Genomic DNA, 17,398 nt, shown 5'->3' on the forward strand with positions numbered 1-17,398 from the left:
CTATGACAGTTGTTTTAGCTATTGCCGTAATGATTTTATTTGCCGTGCTGATGAGTATCGGCTTGCTAATAAGAGGTAAAGAAATCAAAGGTACTTGTGCTTCACAAAACCCATTGTTGCTAAAAGATGGAGTAGAATGTGGCGTATGTGGAAAGCCAGTGGGAGCTTGCGAAAATGAGACAAAAGATGATCAAGTAGCTACTGCCTGATCAGCTAAATACAGTGTGTTTTATGCATTTTATTTGCATAAAATTACCAAAAGTTATGATACATTGAAATGCTATGGAAGAGGGTGATTTTGAACAAATTAAAACATGATAATTCTTCCACAGCTATATTTATAATTCTAATTTTGTTTAATGACACTCATCAAATCAATTTCTGGTATTAGGGGTACCCTTGGCGGAAAACCTGGAGACACTTTAAGCCCGGTAGATGTAGTAAAATTTGCAGCTGCTTATGGCATCTGGTTAAAAGAAAACTCTGAAAACCATAAAGTGGTAATTGGTCGTGACGCTCGCCCATCGGGCGAAATGATCACAAAATTGGCAGCTTCTACCCTTCAGTCGCTTGGAATAGATGTGGTCGATCTTGAATTGTCTACTACCCCCACTGTAGAAATGGCGGTAGTCATGGAAGAAGCCGGTGGAGGAATCGTTATTACTGCCAGCCATAACCCTATTCAATGGAATGCCCTCAAGTTGTTGAATCACAAAGGTGAGTTTATTTCGGCAGCTGATGGTGAAAAAATACTTGAAATTGCTGACGCAGAAGATTTTGAGTTTGTTGAAACCAAAAAGTTAGGAGACTACAGCGTAAACCGCGAATACATCCACAAACATATTGAGGCGATATTGGAACTACCGTTGGTAGACAAAGCAGCCATTGAAGCTCGCAACTTTAGAATAGCCTTGGATTGTGTAAATTCTACTGGAGGTATAGCAGTTCCTATGTTGTTACACTCTTTGGGTGTAAAAGAAGTAAAGGGCTTGTATTGTGAGCCTAATGGTTTGTTTCCTCATAACCCTGAGCCCATTCCTGAAAACCTTAGGGATATTTCGAGAGAGGTAGAAAATGGCGACTATGACTTGGGTATTGTGGTAGACCCCGACGTAGACCGCTTGGCGCTTGTGTGTGAAGATGGCTCTATGTTTGGCGAAGAGTATACGTTGGTGGCCATTTCAGACTATATATTGTCGCATAATCCAGGGGCTACTGTCTCTAACCTTTCTTCTACCAAAGCCCTCAAAGAACTGACCGAGAAAGCAGGACAAGAGTATCATACATCGGCAGTAGGAGAGGTGAATGTAGTGACCAAAATGAAAGAAGTAGACGCGGTAATAGGGGGTGAAGGCAACGGAGGGATTATTTACCCTGATTTGCACCACGGGCGTGATGCTTTGGTAGGCATTGCCTTGTTTTTGACTCACCTGGCAAAAAGTGAAAAGCCAGTATCTATGTTGAGAGCCAAATACCCTAAATATCAGATCTCAAAGAACAAAATATCTTTGACTCCCGAAATAGACACCTCGGCAATACTCAATGATATTCAGGAAAAATACAAAGCCCACGATGTGATTACCATTGATGGGGTAAAAATAGAGTTTGAGTCGTCTTGGGTACATTTACGCAAGTCCAATACCGAACCTATCATTCGTATTTATGCTGAAGCCGCTTCTATGTCTACCGCTGATAATTTGGCAAATAAGATAATTGACGACATACGTGAAATTGTAACAGCAAAAGACAATTCATAATTGCGATAAATACAGTTTATACAAAATATACATTACCCAACTTGCAAAGGTTGGGTAATTTTTTTTACCTTTTTTTTCTTGAAATCATCCAAAAAATATCCGTAATTTTGAAAAAAAAGGTTATTTGAAATAAAAAAAGTATAAAATAACCTATGAAGGAACATCTCCTTTATGAAGAACTGCTTACAGCATTTAAGGAAAGATATATTTTTTGTTATGAGTATGAGCGTTTATTTTGACAATGCCGCAACTACCCCATTGGCTCCTGAAGTATTGGATGCTATGGTGCCCTACATGAAAGAACACTTTGGCAACCCCTCGTCTATACATTCGCATGGGCGTAAAACTAAATCCGCCATTGAGAAGGCAAGAAAAAAAGTGGCTGATTTACTGAATACTTCTCCTTCTGAAATATTTTTTACTTCTGGTGGCACCGAAGCCGACAACTTTGCCATTAAGCGTAGCATAGATACATTTAATCTTACACACGCTATTAGCTCTCCACTAGAGCACCACGCCGTTTTGCATACCCTGGAACACTTGCAAAAGATAGGTAAAGTTAAGCTCAGTATGGTCAATACTGACGGTAAAGGAAACATTGATTATGACCACCTACGCGATCTTTTGCAAGGCAATAGCCGTAGCTTGGTATCGTTGATGCACGGCAACAATGAGGTGGGTAACCTGACCGACATGGAGCGTATTGGTGAACTATGCAAAGAGTATCAGGCATTGTACCATTCAGACACGGTGCAAACAATGGGACACTATGTACATGATTTACAAAAGCTTAATGTTGACTTTGTGGTAGGCTCAGCCCATAAGTTTCACGGACCCAAAGGGGTGGGCTTTTTGTATGTAAATGCTGATGCCAAGATTAAACCTATGATATATGGGGGAGCCCAGGAACGTAATATGCGAGGTGGTACCGAAAACCTTTATGGAATTATTGGTTTGGCAAAAGCGCTAGAGCTTGCTTATGAAGAAATGAACGAGCACCGGACAAGCATCGAGCAGGTAAAATTATATATGATTGAGCAGTTGAAACATAAAATTGCGGGGGTTGATTTTAATGGTGAAAGTGGCAACCTTGACAAAAGCTTGTATACTGTCTTAAATGTATGTTTGCCACCTACCGACAATGCCGACATGTTACTGTTTAATCTGGACATTCATCAAATTTCTGCCTCTGGTGGCAGTGCATGCTCTAGTGGTTCAGATGTAGGTTCACATGTATTGAGGGCTTTGGACAGACCCAAAGACCGTGGAGCGGTGCGTTTTTCATTTAGTCGCTACAATACCAAAGAAGAGGTAGACTATGTGGTAGAAAAACTTGCCGAAATGTATACTGTAAGTGATCTTTCATAAATAATTTGAGCCATTAAAGTGTATCTATTGCCCTCATTCTTCTCAAAAAAAAAGTTTCATAGCTTTGGCTATGCACCGTTTTTTTTGAATCGTTTGAGAACAATATATTTTCTTGAATTGGCACATCTTATTTTTTCCAGATCACTAACTACTAAATAGTAGCATATTGCGATCTATATACGAATAGGCTTTATCAATGATTTCAAAACCGTACACTAATTTTTCACTACTAATACTTGTGCAGAGTTTAATTTTATCAGTCTCAAAAGTGCTTGAAAAACAGCATCTTTACTTTCCGCCTTAGTTTGTGGGCGTTAAGAAATTACCTTCGGTGAGCTCAGCACAGCGAAGCTGTAGCTATCGGTTTGAGAAATGAAGCCGTAAAAACAGATCACTGTTTGAGCCGCAGGCGAGTTTGAGCTGTTTCGGCGTAATGAAACAAATTTTAGCCAGGCAAACTACAGCGGTGGCTTTTTTTGGTTCGTTTTTTTAGCTAAAGAAAATCCATGATCCCGAACTTGATTCGGGGAAATGAACGGATGCCTGAGGGAAACGAAACCAGGTTTTATTCTACAACTCAACAGATTAGCAGCTATTGTTATGCTGTAAAACTATTAAAAAAATCAAGACTTATCTGCTATAAAAAAGTGTACGGTTTCAAAATCAATGATACAACTTTGGTAAAGTCTATTATTTTTTGCCAATTATTTAATAACTCTTTGACGATACCCTTGTGAAAAATTTCATTTATACCTGTATAGTGGTTTTGATAGTGGCCTGCTCTAACAAAAAAGAGATACCTAAAGACATTATACCTAAAAAAGAAATGGTGAATATGTTGGTAGATATTCACCTCGAAGAATCAAAAATAGATGCATCCCGGTATTTGTTACGTGACTCGGCACAGGTAGCTTATTTCAAAGCACAAGTGGATATATTTAAAAAGTATAAAACAGACAGTACCCGTTACTACAAAAGCTATGACTACTACTTTGAAAACATGAATCACATGAAAGACATTTACACAGAAGTAGCCGAAAAAATGAAAGCAATGAGCGATAGTGTAGCCAATACCCTGAAAGACTCAAGTAGCAACAAGAAAAAAAACAAGCCCAAGAAAAAGACTCCAAAGGTAGCCAAACCCCTGATAGAGGTGAAAATGATACCAAACAAACCAAAAGCCAACGCAGACAAAAAGAAATAATGAAAAAGACCAAGCGCCAAGCTTGATCTTAGGAATGCTTCCAAAATAAATTTACATTCTTAACCTCATCTTTTGTTGCTATACTTTGTTAAAAAATAGCCGAATAGCGCTGCTATTAGCCGACCATCCCTCAAGCTCGCTCAATATCCACTGGATATTGCCGTGCCGCGTCTAGCTTCAAAATATTTTGTAAACTATAGAAATTTATTTTTTCACCATTCCTTAGGTTGATTTTATGCCTCTGCAAATGCTTTCATCAAGTATGCTTTAAACTCCTCAAAACTGTTAGACATCGTCAGGTTTTTATTGGGGTTATCCATTACCTCTTGCAATTTTTCGGGTATTGGCAACTTCTGTCCGATGGTTTGTTCTACTACCTCCAGAAATTTAGCGGGGTGGGCGGTAGACAAAAACACCCCTACTATATCATCGTCTTTGTTGGCAAGGTACTCTTGAGTAGCACGATAGCCAATGGCACTGTGAGGGTCTAGCACATATTGGCTATGCGCAAACACCTTTTTGATGGTTTCTTTGGTTTCCTCATCGTTGTAATACTTCCCGGTGATTTTCCCTTCAAACGCTTGATAATCATCACCTAACCACTCTTTGATCCGGGCAAAGTTGCTGGGGTTGCCCACGTCCATCGCGTTAGAAATGGTAGCAAACGACGGGTGAGGAGTAAACTCGCCACTTTGCAAAAACTGAGGGAATACATTGTTTTTATTGGTTGCCGAAACAAAGCCATGAACAGGCAAGCCCATCTGTTGAGCAAGCAACCCTCCACATAGGTTACCCAAGTTGCCACTAGGCACAGTAAATACTAGTTTTTTGCCCAAATGCTTGAGTTGCGCATAAGCATAAAAATAATAAAACGATTGGGGAATCAATCGGCTGATATTGATGGAGTTAGCCGATGACAGCGGTAGTTGATTTCTTAGTTCATCGTTGAGAAAAGCTTGCTTGACTAGTTTCTGACAGTCGTCGAAAGTACCGTCAATGGCTATCGCGGTCACGTTTTCGCCCAGCGTGCTAAACTGCTTTTCCTGAATAGGGCTCACCTTACCTGCCGGGTAAAGTACCACCACCTTGATACCAGGTACTTGATAAAAGCCTTGGGCTACCGCCCCGCCAGTATCGCCCGAAGTGGCTACCAAAATATGAATATCTTGTGTTTGAGTAGCTGAAGCATCAGTGGCTTGTTTGGTTTGCCAATAGCCCATCAGTTGTGCCATAAAACGTGCCCCAAAATCTTTGAAGGCAAGTGTAGGTCCGTGAAAAAGCTCTTGTACATATACCTGTTCGTCTAACTTCTTGACAGGAGCATCAAAATTGATTGCTGTGCGTACACAACGCTCAAGGTCAGCTTCAGGTATTTCATCGCCCAACAGGGCTTTAGTTACTTCAATGGCTATTTCTGGTAAAGACAACGATTCGATGTTGTCGAAAAAACTAGCAGGCAGGGTAGGTACCTGCTTGGGCACATATAAACCATTATCGGGCGGAAGCCCCTGAAAGATCGCTTGTTGAAAGCTTACTTCCTTGCTTTGTTTTTGAGTACTATATAATTGCATTTTTGAAAATTCTTTGAGATAAAAAGCTGCAAGGGGCAAGCTATAAGCCACAAGTTTTATTAAACACTTGCCCCAAAACTGTAGCTACTTGCAGCTTTTAATTTGTTACTTCATTACTATTGGACCATTTTGATTAATTGCCGAAGTATAGGTTTCGCTGGTGACCCCCATATCAGCAAAAATCTTTGCCTGAATGTGGGCTATTTCAAGGGCTACCTCTTGATGCTGGCAAAGCGAAAAAATAGAAGGTCCTGAGCCTGAAATACCGCAACCCAACGCTCCGGCTTTGAGCGAAGCCGCTTTTATTTCGCCAAAAGAAGGAATCAATAATGAACGCACGGGTTCTATCACTACATCCTGCAGTGAGCGACTAATCAGTCCATAATCTTTGCGGTATAAGCCTGCAATCAAGCCTGCTACATTTCCCCATTGTGTCACTGCATCAGTCAAAGGAATGTCTTTTTTCAAAATCTGTCGGGCATCCTTAGTAGCTACTTCTATTTGTGGATGTATCACAGTACAATACAAACTTTCTGGAGTATCTATGGGGACAATGTCTAACGGAGCATAACTTCTGATGAGCACAAAACCACCCATGAGGGCAGGGGCTACATTGTCGGCGTGAGCGGCTCCGCAGGCAAGGCGTTCCCCTTCCATAGCAAAAGGGACCAGTTCGGCGGAGGTAAATGGTTTGTCCAAGAGTTGGTTCATGGCAAAAGCTCCAGCTGCTGAACTTGCCGCACTAGAGCCCAACCCACTGCCTAAAGGCATTTTTTTGTGAAGCCAAACTTTGGCACCCCCTTCATAATCAGTTTTTTTGATCAATTGTTGCATAGCCACGCCAGCAGTGTTTGAGGTAGTATCGGTAGGCAGTTTGCCACCGTCTCCAGTAATTGCCACAATCTCTACTCCCGGTTCGTCCTTTAGCTCTACTACTACTTCATCGCCGGGGCTGTCAATGGCAAAGCCCAATACATCGTAGCCGCAGGCTACATTGGCCACAGTAGCTGGAGCAAATACTTTGATTTTCTTTCCCATAACCTTATACTTTGTTGATGCTGAGGTTAAACTTATAGCTGCTTTGTCCCAAATAATGACGCACGCTTATGATTTCGGCAAACACTCCTGCCGCTGTTACATCGGCTCCTGCGCCTGGTCCTCTAATGACCAAAGGTTGACTTTGATAACGTTGCGAAGTAAAAGCAATCATGTTATCGCTGCCTCGTAAAGTATAAAAAGGGTGGGTACTATCTACTGCCTCCAGTTTTACTTTGGCTTCACCGTTTTCAAGCACCGCTACCAGGCGTAGTTTTTTGTCTTCCTTGGCTGCTTGTTCCACCCTTTCCTGAAAAACTCCATTCGCTTGCTCCAGCGCATCAAAAAACTGTTCTACCGAAGCTGCATCCAAACAACTTTGCGGCAAAATATTTTCTACTTGTACCTGGTCTGGCTCAAGTGCCCAACCTACTTCGCGGGCAAGAATCAAAATCTTACGTGCCACATCTTGTCCGTTGAGATCATCACGAGGGTCAGGTTCAGTCAACCCCTTATTTTTAGCGTCTTTTACTATTTCACTAAATGGGGTACTTCCGTCAAAGTTGTTGAAGATATAAGAAAGTGTACCCGATAATACCCCTTCTATTTTATGTATTTTGTCTCCACTGTTTTGTAGGTCATTCAGGGTATTGATTACCGGAAGCCCAGCCCCTACATTGGTTTCGTACAAAAACTTGACCCCATGCAACAAAGCTGCTTGCTTTAGCCTTTGGTAAGTAAGGTAGTCGGCTGAGTTGGCAAGCTTGTTAGGCGTAGCGATTGAGATACTGGATTTGAGAATGTCTTCGTAGTAGTCAATGGCGATATGGGCTGCAGTACAATCTACAAAAATGCTGTTGGGCAGGTTGAGCGCTTTCATTTTATTGATATAAGCTTGTGTATCAGATGTTTCGCCAGTGGCCAACAGCTCATCTTTGCTCAGAGAAATATCCAGCCCATTTTCATCAAAGCGCATTTTTTTAGAGTTGGCAAGGGCTACCAGGTTAATATTGATGCCTTGTTCTTGCAACAAATACTCTTTTTGTTGGTGTAATTGGTGCAGCAATGTATTGCCGATCAAACCAGCCCCTAACATAAATATATGAATGGTTTTGGTGTTCGACAAAAAGAAAGCCTCATGCAAAGCATTGAGGGCTTTCGCCAAATCTTTGGTGGCAATGACCGTAGATACGTTTAGTTCAGACGAACCCTGCGCTATAGCCACCACATTGATACCATTGTTGCCCAATGCAGTAAACAAGTTGCCCGAAATACCCGGCATACGGCGCATGTGCTCGCCTATAATTGCCACCACTGACAAGTCTTGCTCGATAGAAACTTTATTGACCTTTTTGGCTTGAATTTCAAGTGAAAAAGCTTCCTCTATCACCTCTTTAGCTTCTTTAGCGTCTTCAGGAGCTACTGCAAAGCAAATAGAATGCTCAGATGAAGCCTGACTAATCAATACTATATTGATCTGATGCTGGGCCAACGCTCCAAAGATACGCGACGATACTCCAGGTACCCCTACCATACCACTGCCACTTACTCGCAATAAAGCAATGTGTGCTATAGACGATATTCCTTTGACTGGAAACTGTCCTTGTGCACTTGCCTGACCAATGAGTGTGCCAGCAAAATCGGGGTTAAAAGTATTCTTTATTCTTAATGGAATATTTTGAGAAATGGCAGGTTGCAGGGTAGGAGGGTAAATGATTTTTGCCCCAAAGTGAGATAATTCCATGGCCTCTTCGTAAGACAAGTGTTCTAGCGAAAAAGCCCGTTTCACTACGCGTGGGTCAGCAGTCATCATGCCGTCTACATCTGTCCATATTTCTATCTCTTTAGCATACAATGCAGCCCCTAAGATAGCCGCCGTATAGTCAGAGCCACCTCGCCCAAGGGTAGTAGTATCGCCCTGAGCAGTAGCTGCTATAAATCCAGTCACTACTGCCACCCCGTTGAGGGCATCAAAGTAGTGACGTATTTTTTGGTTGGTTGCTTCGGTGTTTACCCTTGCCTTGTTGTATTGGTCGTTGGTTTCTATGAGTTGTCGGGCATCTACCTGCACCGCTTGAATGCCCTCTATTTTGAGGTACTCGCTCACAATCAAGGACGAAAGACGTTCGCCAAAACTTAGCAGCATGTCCAAGGTGCGGGGCGAACATTCGCGAAGCAATGAAATTCCTTGTAACAGCTCACCTATTTCGTTGAACAGCACCTTTACGCCTGACAAAAGTTTGCTTTGCACTGCCACAGGAATAAGCGTTCGGATGGTATCGTAGTGATGGTTTTCAGTGTTTGTTAAAATCGTTTGGTAGGTGGTGTCGTTCAAACGGGCTTTTTGCCCCATTTCTACCAAGGCATTCGTCGTTCCTTTGAGGGCGGAAACAACTACTGCGATTTTTTGTCCGCCTTCTTGGTATTGGCGTACAATGTCTTTTACACTTTTGATACTCTCAGGTGAACCCACCGAAGTACCTCCGAATTTTAAAACTTTCATTGCATTTTAGTGATTTTCAAATAGCGATGCTTCCACATAGCCTGTGTGAAACACCATTGTATTTTATTGATAATTGATAATTGAATTACTTTTTTGAAAGAGGCTAAAAATGATAAAAAAAATATAGAGCGCAAAAGAGTTGCACAAAAGAAAGGTAGGTATGGCAATAATCTGGTAAGGTTTAGCCGTAGAGTATAACTTTATCCTTATTGTGTTATATGATAAGGGTTTTGTTGCCAAACAAAGCGCAACATTTGCTCATTAGGAGTGAATGAATGGAAGGTTAATATTGTATTAGTAATGCTTAATAAAGCCAAATAAAGTTTGGTGAGGGTGTCGTTTTATGAATCAATTATATAAGGATTCAAAGTATTTGGCTTTTTGCCCATAAAACCGGTGAATTTCGTTACATAATATTTGCTCAAACTCTTCAGTATTGTCAAGGGTAGGAGGGCATAAAAGCTGACCAAATATGTGGCAAAGCTCGATTCTATCTCGTTCCCAAGGTGCGGCTGAAGGTGATTGAACTTCTTCCATGCATTGATATATTTCTTGTTGAAGATCAGCCAGCAATGTTTGAAAATCTTGTGTTTTTTGTTTCTTCTTTTTCTGGAAAAACCAAAGCTTGCCAGCCGATAATTTTTCCAACTGTTGATTTAATTCTTCGTAACGTTTTTCTTTGGCAATAATGGACTTCTCTATAGCTATAGTTCTGTCTAAGCCATATAAAGCATTTTGAGCAAGGTGGCAAATATGAGCGAGCGTGTAAGGCTGTGGCAAAAACACTCGCATATAATCAGCTTCTTGTTGTACGATTGCTTGCATTTTGTCTTCGTCAAAGTCATTACCTTCAGCATCTTGCAATACTTTAAGGGCAAAAGCTATTTCGGTATGATAGTTCATGATTGAATGTACGCAGGTGCTGATGCTAGGTTTTGGCTTTCTTCTGCATAAGCCTAATTTGTAGGTGAGTTAAAACGACTTGGGTTATTTGTTTTTTTGATTGTAAAATCGATGAATTTCGCTGTATAACATGCCTTCAAACGCTTTTGTGTTTACTAGGTTAGGGGGTGATAGGACTACCTCTTGCTTAGGTCTTAATGAAGGGTGACCGGGGAGGTTGTTTTTAGGGTTGAATTGTCTACAACGGCACACGTAGGGCCACTTCAACTCAAACAATGACTTCTTGCTCAGGTCTTACCGCAGGGTGACCTGAGCATTGCTGACCTCAGACTTTGAAAAACAACTTGTGTATGGGTTTTAGGGTAGGGTATTGGTCTGGCTAAAGCCTTAATGCCAATATGTGGAGGCTGTTTTTAGGGTTGAATTGTCTACAACGGCACACGTAGGGACAACTCAAACAATGACTTCTTGCTCAGGTCTTACCGCAGGGTGACCTGAGCATTGCTGACCTCAGACTTTGAAAAACAACTTGTGTATGGGTTTTAGGTGCTGATGCTAGGTTTTGGCTTTCTTCTGCATAAGCCTAATTTGTAGGTGAATTAAAACGACTTGGGTTATTTGTTTTTTTGATTGTAAAATCGATGAATTTCGCTGTATAACATGCCTTCAAACGCTTTTGTGTTTACTAGGTTAGGGGGTGATAGGACTACCTCTTGTTCAGGTCTTACCGCAGGGTGACCTGAGCATTGCTGACCTCAGACTTTGAAAAACAACTTGTGTATGGGTTTTAGGGTAGGGTATTGGTCTGGCTAAAGCCTTAATGCCAATATGTGGAGGCTGTTTTTAGGGTTGAATTGTCTACAACGGCACACGTAGGGACAACTCAAACAATGACTTCTTGCTCAGGTCTTACCGCAGGGTGACCTGAGCATTGCTGACCTCAGACTTTGAAAAACAACTTGTGTACGGGTTTTAGGGTAGGGTATTGGTCTGGCTAAAGCCTTAATGCCAATATGTGGAAGTTGCTTTTTATCTACAACGGTACAGGTAGGGAGTCATTTCAACTCAAACAATTACCTCTCGCGAAGGCCTTACCGTAGGGCGATCTGAGCATTACTGACCTCAGACTTTGAAAAACAACTTGTGTACGGGTTTTAGGGTAGGGTATTGGTCTGGCTAAAGCCTTAATGCCAATATGTGGAGGCTGTTTTTAGGGTTGAATTGTCTACAACGGCACACGTAGGGCCACTTCAACTCAAACAATTACCTCTCGCGAAGGTCTTACCGCATGGCGACCTGAGCACTGCTCACCCAAGACTTTGAAAAACAACTTGTGTATGGGTTTTAGGGTAGGGTATTGGTCTGGCTAAAGCCTTAATGCCAATATGTGGAGGCTGTTTTTAGGGTTGAATTGTCTACAATGGCACACGTAGGGCCACTTCAACTCAAACAATGACTTCTTGCTCAGGTCTTACCGCAGGGTGACCTGAGCACTGCTGACCTCAGACTTTGAAAAACAACTTGTGTATGGGTTTTAGGGTAGGGTATTGGTCTGGCTAAAGCCTTAATGCCAATATGTGGAGGCTGTTTTTAGGGTTGAATTGTCTACAACGGCACACGTAGGGCCACTTCAACTCAAACAATTACCTCTTGCTCAAGTCTTACCACAGGGTGACCTGAGCACTGCTGACCTTAGACTTTGAAAAACAACTTGTGTATGATTTAGGGTTGAATTGTCTACAATGGCACAATGAGGTGCGTCAGCCGCTGTTTTTAACTGCTTTGCGAACCATCAAACCATCAAGCAATCACCCCATTTTTAAGTAGCTTCACCATTGATGAAAATATTGCCCATTTAAATAGCAGAATCCTTTTATGAATGGTATATTTTAGCATTTTTGCATTGCTTTTATTAGCATAAGTTTGTAATTTTAACAAACCAATTGACTAACTAATGCTTGTTCAGGAATCAGAAAAAATACTTAAGGACTATTTTGGGTATTCCCGATTTCGCCCTTTGCAAAAAGAAATTATCAGTGCTATTCTGGAAGGTAAAGATGTATTTGCCCTGATGCCTACTGGAGGAGGGAAGTCACTTTGTTATCAAGTACCTGCACTGATGTTCAACGGGCTTTGTGTAGTAGTGTCCCCCTTGATTGCCTTAATGAAAAACCAAGTGGCAGCCCTTGCCCAATACAATATTCCGGCGGCTTACCTCAACAGTACCCAGAGTAACGAAGCACAAGAGTTGATTGAGAACAAGTGTTTTAATAAAGAAATCAAGTTACTTTATGTTTCCCCCGAAAAGCTCACCTCAGAGACTTTTCTCAATTTTCTTAAAATTATTCAGGTCAGTATGTTTGCCATTGACGAAGCGCATTGCATTTCTGCCTGGGGGCACGACTTTCGCCCAGAATATAGTAAACTAAGTAAAATCAAAGAGTTTTTTCCTACCAAGCCCATGGTGGCACTTACCGCCACCGCCGATACCATTACCCGGCAAGACATTATAAATCAATTGCAACTGACCGATTATGAGCTGTTTACGGCATCATTTGACCGTCCTAATATTCGGATGAATGTGACTACTGGTTTTCACAGAATAGAGCGCATCATTCGATTTTTGAACAGCCGCCCCAACCAAACAGGGTTGATTTATTGCCTTACCCGGCAAGAAACTGAAGAGATGAGTAAAAAGTTGCAGGAAGCAGGCTTTGCTGCGCGTTGTTACCACGCTGGGCTTAATAGCAAAGAGCGGAGTCAGGTACAACACGGTTTTCTCAATGATGAGGTACACATTGTATGTGCTACGGTGGCTTTTGGCATGGGCATTCATAAAAACAATGTACGTTTTGTTATTCATTACAATATGCCACGCAACCTGGAGAGCTATTATCAAGAGATTGGGCGTGCCGGGCGAGATCAGGAGATAAGCGATGTGATTCTGTTTTACTCTTTCAAAGACGTGATTCACTGGCGTACCTTAATTGCTGAAAGCAAAACCAACCACGAACTGGATAACAATCAGCTAAAAATGGCAAAGCTTGCCCGTATGCAGCAATATGCCGAGGCAAGCATTTGCCGACGTAGAATTTTATTGAATTACTTTGGGGAAGCGGTTCATGAAGATTGTGGCAATTGCGATGTATGTCGCAAGCCTCGCAGCAGGTTTGACGCCACATTATTAGCAAAAAAAGCGTTGTCAGCATGTATCAGACTCAAAGAAGCCGTGCAAATGCCTACTTTGATTGATGTGTTGCGAGGCAATAAAACTGCCTTGATTGCCGAACAGGGCTACGATGAAATAAAAACCTTTGGCTCGGCGGCAAATGTCAGTTATCCCGAATGGAAAGATTATTTACAACAAATGATTAACCTGGGTATTTTTGACATAGCCTATGATGACAATTTTGTGTTGAAACGGGGAGCTTTGAGTGCTAAGGTGTTGTATGAAGACTACATAGTGGAGCTGGCGCTACCTGAGTTTGATTTTAGCCGCAAAGGTGACCAACCCCGCAGCAAGCCTGAGATGTTGTACGAAGAGTTGTTTGAAAAACTACGCATTTTAAGGCAAGAAGTAGCTACTGCCCACGATATACCTGCCAAAGAGGTGTTCAATGATTATACATTGAGCGAACTTGCCAAAGGGCGCCCCACGACACTTGTCAATATGGAAATGATTTCGGGGGTAACCCCTCCAAAAGCGGAGCAGTTTGGCAGAGATTTTCTGAAGCTCATTCGTGAGTTTTTGATAGAACAGTACCATAATGGCGAAAAGGTAGAAGGGGCGTTGTATTTGATTACTTACAAGTTTTATGAGCAAGACCTAAACCCTGAAGACATTGCTAAAGAGCAAAATTTACCTCTGACAGATATTTATGAGCATTTGGTGCAATTGTATGAGCTGGGGCACGAGGTAGAATTATTGAAGTTTATCAGTAGGCAAGAACTTGACCAAATTTTGTCTACAGTAAGGCTCAAGGGGAGCGAGGTAAAACCAGAAGAGATTATCGCCCATTTTGAGGGTGAGTACGACCCCTTCAAACTTAAAATAGCCTGGGCAGTTTACCAAAAAATGCAGGAAGGAGAGTAAGACTAAGTTTTAGGCGAAGATTTCCATCTGTCATAACGTTCAGTGATTCGCTCAGCTATTTTGTGGTAGTTTTCCCAGGTATCTTCTACGTGATAAAAAGAGGGCAGGCTCGAAGCCAATAGCTCTTCATAGTCTTTTTTGTATTCTCCTGACTGGTAGTAGCTTTTCGAAAACTCATTCCCTTCGTTATTAAACAAATCTTCACCCAAATAACCATCCCACATAGCGCTTAGTATAGAGGCAGTAATTTCGCGTTCTTTGAAACGAATGATTTGGTGCCCTGCTTCGTCTTCAAACAACTCGCTGTACATGTTGTGTTCCAATATCCAGCCCAAAAACATGCCGATATGAACATAAGCTTGCTCTATAGGTAAAATGTTGGGAAACTTACCCATAAAATGATGCTTGGCACGATCGTAAATTAATTCTTCTGATTCTTTATTTACTGCCATTGTATTTGTGATGGTTTATATCTTTATGAAGTTAGCAAGATAATTTTTAGTTTTCAAATATCCTATTGCAAATATGGGGTGAGTTATTGCTTATCCCCTCCACAAATATGGAAACAGGATAAAAGACACCGTAGCTACAATCATGTTGATGGCTATGAGGGTAAGTATTTCGTCAAAGCTGGCGCTTCTTGCCAAGCCATCCATCGCATTTTTAGAAGTTTTGATCAACATCAACAACATGGGCAGTATCACCGGAAAGCTCAAGATGGCCATCAAAGTTGCATTGTTATTGGCTTTGGCAGCAATACTGGATACCATGGTAAGTGTAGACGAAAACCCTATGCCTCCTAATAGCATATTAAAAATAAATAACCCAGTGTCTTGCACAGGGTTACCCAATACCAAGGCATAGGTAGCAAAGCCAATGAGGGCAATGACCAACATCAACAAACTATTATAAATGATTTTGGATAAAATAATGCCTTGTGGACTTACCAGAGTATAATAATAAAGGAGCCTGCCTTGACGTTCTTGCATAAAACTTTTGGCTACCGCATTAATAGCTGTAAACAAAAGAATGATCCAAAAGAGGGTGTTCCAGGTAGGAGGGGAGAGTACAGCTTGCTTGAGGTTAAAGCTCAAGTAGGTAATCATGACTGTACTTACAATATATAACAATAAGCCATTAAGGGCGTAGCGTTCCCGCCATTCTAACAAGGCTTCCTTTTTGACAAGTATTTGTATTTCTCTAAGTAGCATCTATTAATTGTCGAGTGCTGATAATCAATGAGTTGTTTTTGTACACAAGCAATCAGCCAAAAACAAGTGTAAACTTATGACATGTTAGCAGAAGTGGCAAACAGATACAGGGGTTATTTTTTTGTTTGGCGTTCTGTAAGTTCAAATTTCAGCTCCAGGGCATTTTGCAGGCAACTGTTTACCCAGTAATTGGACGATTGAGACAATTCATCGGTTGCAATGATGGTATAGTTGGGTTGAGCTAGTGGAGGAAGGACTACTTTTTGGGTGTGCCCTTGGGCTTTTAACTTTTTTATATATGCCATCCGCTGGTCATAGCTTTTGGCATATTGGGCTACCTGTGGCACATCGTCTTTTATTTTTTTTAGCCCAATCACACAAAGGTAAAAAAAACTACTGCAGGCGAGTACAAAGGCCAGTTTTTTAGAGAACATAGTCTGGTACCCTATCAAAAAACCAAAACTTACTACATAACACACTATATACAGGCTGAGATGAGTAAGTGATCTAAGGGGGCCTATGCTACCTATGGCATATATGGTGGGCAAGGTGGCAACCCAAATAATGATCAGCAGTAAAGGTAAGCCCAACAGAAACCAGCCTGTTACTTTGGCATCGTTTTGAGTATGGGGCGTCCGAAACAAAGTGCCAACATAGACCATAGGAAGAAGCAGAATAAGAAAGTACTTAAGTTTGTCTTGAATAAGTGCCGATAATACCTGAATAGCCCCTAGAGAACGACGGAAAGCCTCAGCAATGCTAATTTCTGGAAACATGGCTTTGCGTGCATATACGCCTGGTGCCAGCAAGGTAACAGTAATACCTGTGAGGCAGATCACGAGCACAAAGCATACTTTTTTGACCAGTTGTTTTTTGTTTACTTGCCAGGGGTGCTCAAACAATAGAAAAAGCATGAGCAAGCCTAGCAGGATCAATAAAGTAAATGCCAGGTTGATAGAGCCATTGCCAATAAATAAAGCACTTAGACCCGTAAAAAAGTAACTGAGTACTTTAGGTTTAGGAGGGCTTAAAAGAAAAGTTATGATTTGTAAAAAGCAGGTCAAAGTAAAGCAATAACCTACCGAAGCGGTTACCCAAAAGTAAGTACTGGGATTAAAGAAACTATTGAACAGTACCCAAAAAATAAAAATAGAAAGTTGAAGGTTGAACCAAGGCTGCTTTTGTAAGTTGAGCGTTTGCTGTATGGTGTTGATCAAGCGGTAAAACACCCAAATAAACAATGTGGTAAGTAGTATGATGTATACCCATAAAGAATGGATGTATTTGGAGGCATTGATAAAAAACACCGTGATAGGCTTGAGGGCTACACTGATCGTCCATTGGTTATACCATATTTTTACTGCGGTGAAAAAACCATGGCGTTGGTACATGTACAGCTCGCAGTAGTCATCCAGTGCAAGTCTGTTATAGTAGGCAACCAAAAAAATGTAACTTAACCCAATCAGGTTGCTGCCAAAAAGCAATAGATGCATCCAGTAGTGGGCATTTTTTTTCTGCTTTGGGCTCAGGTGTTGGGGCAAATGGGGGAGTTTCACAAAGGGTGGATTTTTTAATAAAAAATAGACTTGTTGGTTACATAAAGTGTAGGCTTAGTGCTTGTTTAAAGCGCGAATACCATCAAAATTCTCAAACTGTTTGTATACAAAACCGTAAAATTAATAAGTTATAGTTCAACTATCAATTACTTCGTGTCGTACTGTTCAAAGTATTTATATTTAAACAAAAAAATATT

The 17,398-nt window shown here is 41.3% G+C and carries 12 protein-coding genes; 5 read left to right on the forward strand and 7 right to left on the reverse strand.

Translation table 11 applies throughout. The features are described 5' to 3' along the window. Positions 1–2: 2 nt before the first annotated feature. The 4 genes from M23134_RS15415 to M23134_RS15430 all read left to right on the forward strand — a co-directional run bounded on the left by M23134_RS15415 (position 3) and on the right by M23134_RS15430 (position 4,329). Complete coding sequence (locus M23134_RS15415) at positions 3–209, forward strand: hypothetical protein (protein WP_002697697.1); 207 nt, start codon at positions 3–5, stop codon at positions 207–209. Between the two features lie 150 nt (positions 210–359). Then, the gene (gene glmM, locus M23134_RS15420; RefSeq protein WP_002697698.1) at positions 360–1,757 is read left to right on the forward strand and encodes a phosphoglucosamine mutase; all 1,398 of its coding nucleotides are present in this window, start codon (positions 360–362) and stop codon (positions 1,755–1,757) included. Positions 1,758–1,979: 222 nt separating this feature from the next. Further along, positions 1,980–3,125 carry a cysteine desulfurase family protein gene (locus tag M23134_RS15425; protein WP_002697706.1) on the forward strand — a complete coding sequence of 382 codons (1,146 nt, stop codon included), beginning with the start codon at positions 1,980–1,982 and terminating at the stop codon, positions 3,123–3,125. A gap of 733 nt (positions 3,126–3,858) precedes the next feature. Next, positions 3,859–4,329 (forward strand): DUF4296 domain-containing protein, encoded by a 471-nt coding sequence (locus M23134_RS15430; protein ID WP_075164030.1) that lies wholly within the window; start codon positions 3,859–3,861, stop codon positions 4,327–4,329. 233 nt (positions 4,330–4,562) lie between these two features. On the opposite strand, the gene thrC is transcribed toward M23134_RS15430, so the two are convergent. From thrC to M23134_RS15450, 4 genes are all read right to left on the reverse strand, one after another. Then, entirely contained in the window at positions 4,563–5,900 is a 1,338-nt protein-coding gene (gene thrC / locus M23134_RS15435) for a threonine synthase (protein WP_045113696.1), read from the reverse strand. Between the two features lie 105 nt (positions 5,901–6,005). Then, on the reverse strand, positions 6,006–6,938 hold the full coding sequence (locus tag M23134_RS15440) for a homoserine kinase (RefSeq protein WP_002697720.1): 933 nt from the start codon (positions 6,936–6,938) through the stop codon (positions 6,006–6,008). A gap of 4 nt (positions 6,939–6,942) precedes the next feature. After that, the gene (thrA, locus tag M23134_RS15445; protein WP_002697721.1) at positions 6,943–9,438 is read right to left on the reverse strand and encodes a bifunctional aspartate kinase/homoserine dehydrogenase I; all 2,496 of its coding nucleotides are present in this window, start codon (positions 9,436–9,438) and stop codon (positions 6,943–6,945) included. 348 nt (positions 9,439–9,786) lie between these two features. Next, complete coding sequence (locus M23134_RS15450; RefSeq protein ID WP_002697723.1) at positions 9,787–10,341, reverse strand: hypothetical protein; 555 nt, start codon at positions 10,339–10,341, stop codon at positions 9,787–9,789. A 1,954-nt stretch (positions 10,342–12,295) separates the two neighbouring features. Between M23134_RS15450 and recQ the strand changes: the two genes are divergently transcribed. Further along, positions 12,296–14,434 (forward strand): DNA helicase RecQ, encoded by a 2,139-nt coding sequence (gene recQ / locus M23134_RS15455; RefSeq protein ID WP_002697725.1) that lies wholly within the window; start codon positions 12,296–12,298, stop codon positions 14,432–14,434. Between the two features lie 2 nt (positions 14,435–14,436). Here the strand turns inward: recQ and M23134_RS15460 are convergent, their stop codons facing one another. The 3 genes from M23134_RS15460 to M23134_RS15470 form a co-directional block, all read right to left on the reverse strand. Then, positions 14,437–14,886, reverse strand: a complete 450-nt coding sequence (locus tag M23134_RS15460) for a DUF7832 domain-containing protein (RefSeq protein ID WP_002697727.1) — start codon at positions 14,884–14,886, stop codon at positions 14,437–14,439. A gap of 90 nt (positions 14,887–14,976) precedes the next feature. Continuing rightward, entirely contained in the window at positions 14,977–15,645 is a 669-nt protein-coding gene (locus tag M23134_RS15465) for a heme exporter protein CcmB (protein ID WP_002697729.1), read from the reverse strand. 113 nt (positions 15,646–15,758) lie between these two features. Further along, positions 15,759–17,201, reverse strand: coding sequence for a DUF6056 family protein (locus tag M23134_RS15470; RefSeq protein ID WP_002697731.1), 1,443 nt, complete (start codon positions 17,199–17,201; stop codon positions 15,759–15,761). Positions 17,202–17,398 lie beyond the last annotated feature (197 nt).

It is taken from the genome of Microscilla marina ATCC 23134 (assembly GCF_000169175.1).
Lineage (GTDB): Bacteria > Bacteroidota > Bacteroidia > Cytophagales > Microscillaceae > Microscilla > Microscilla marina.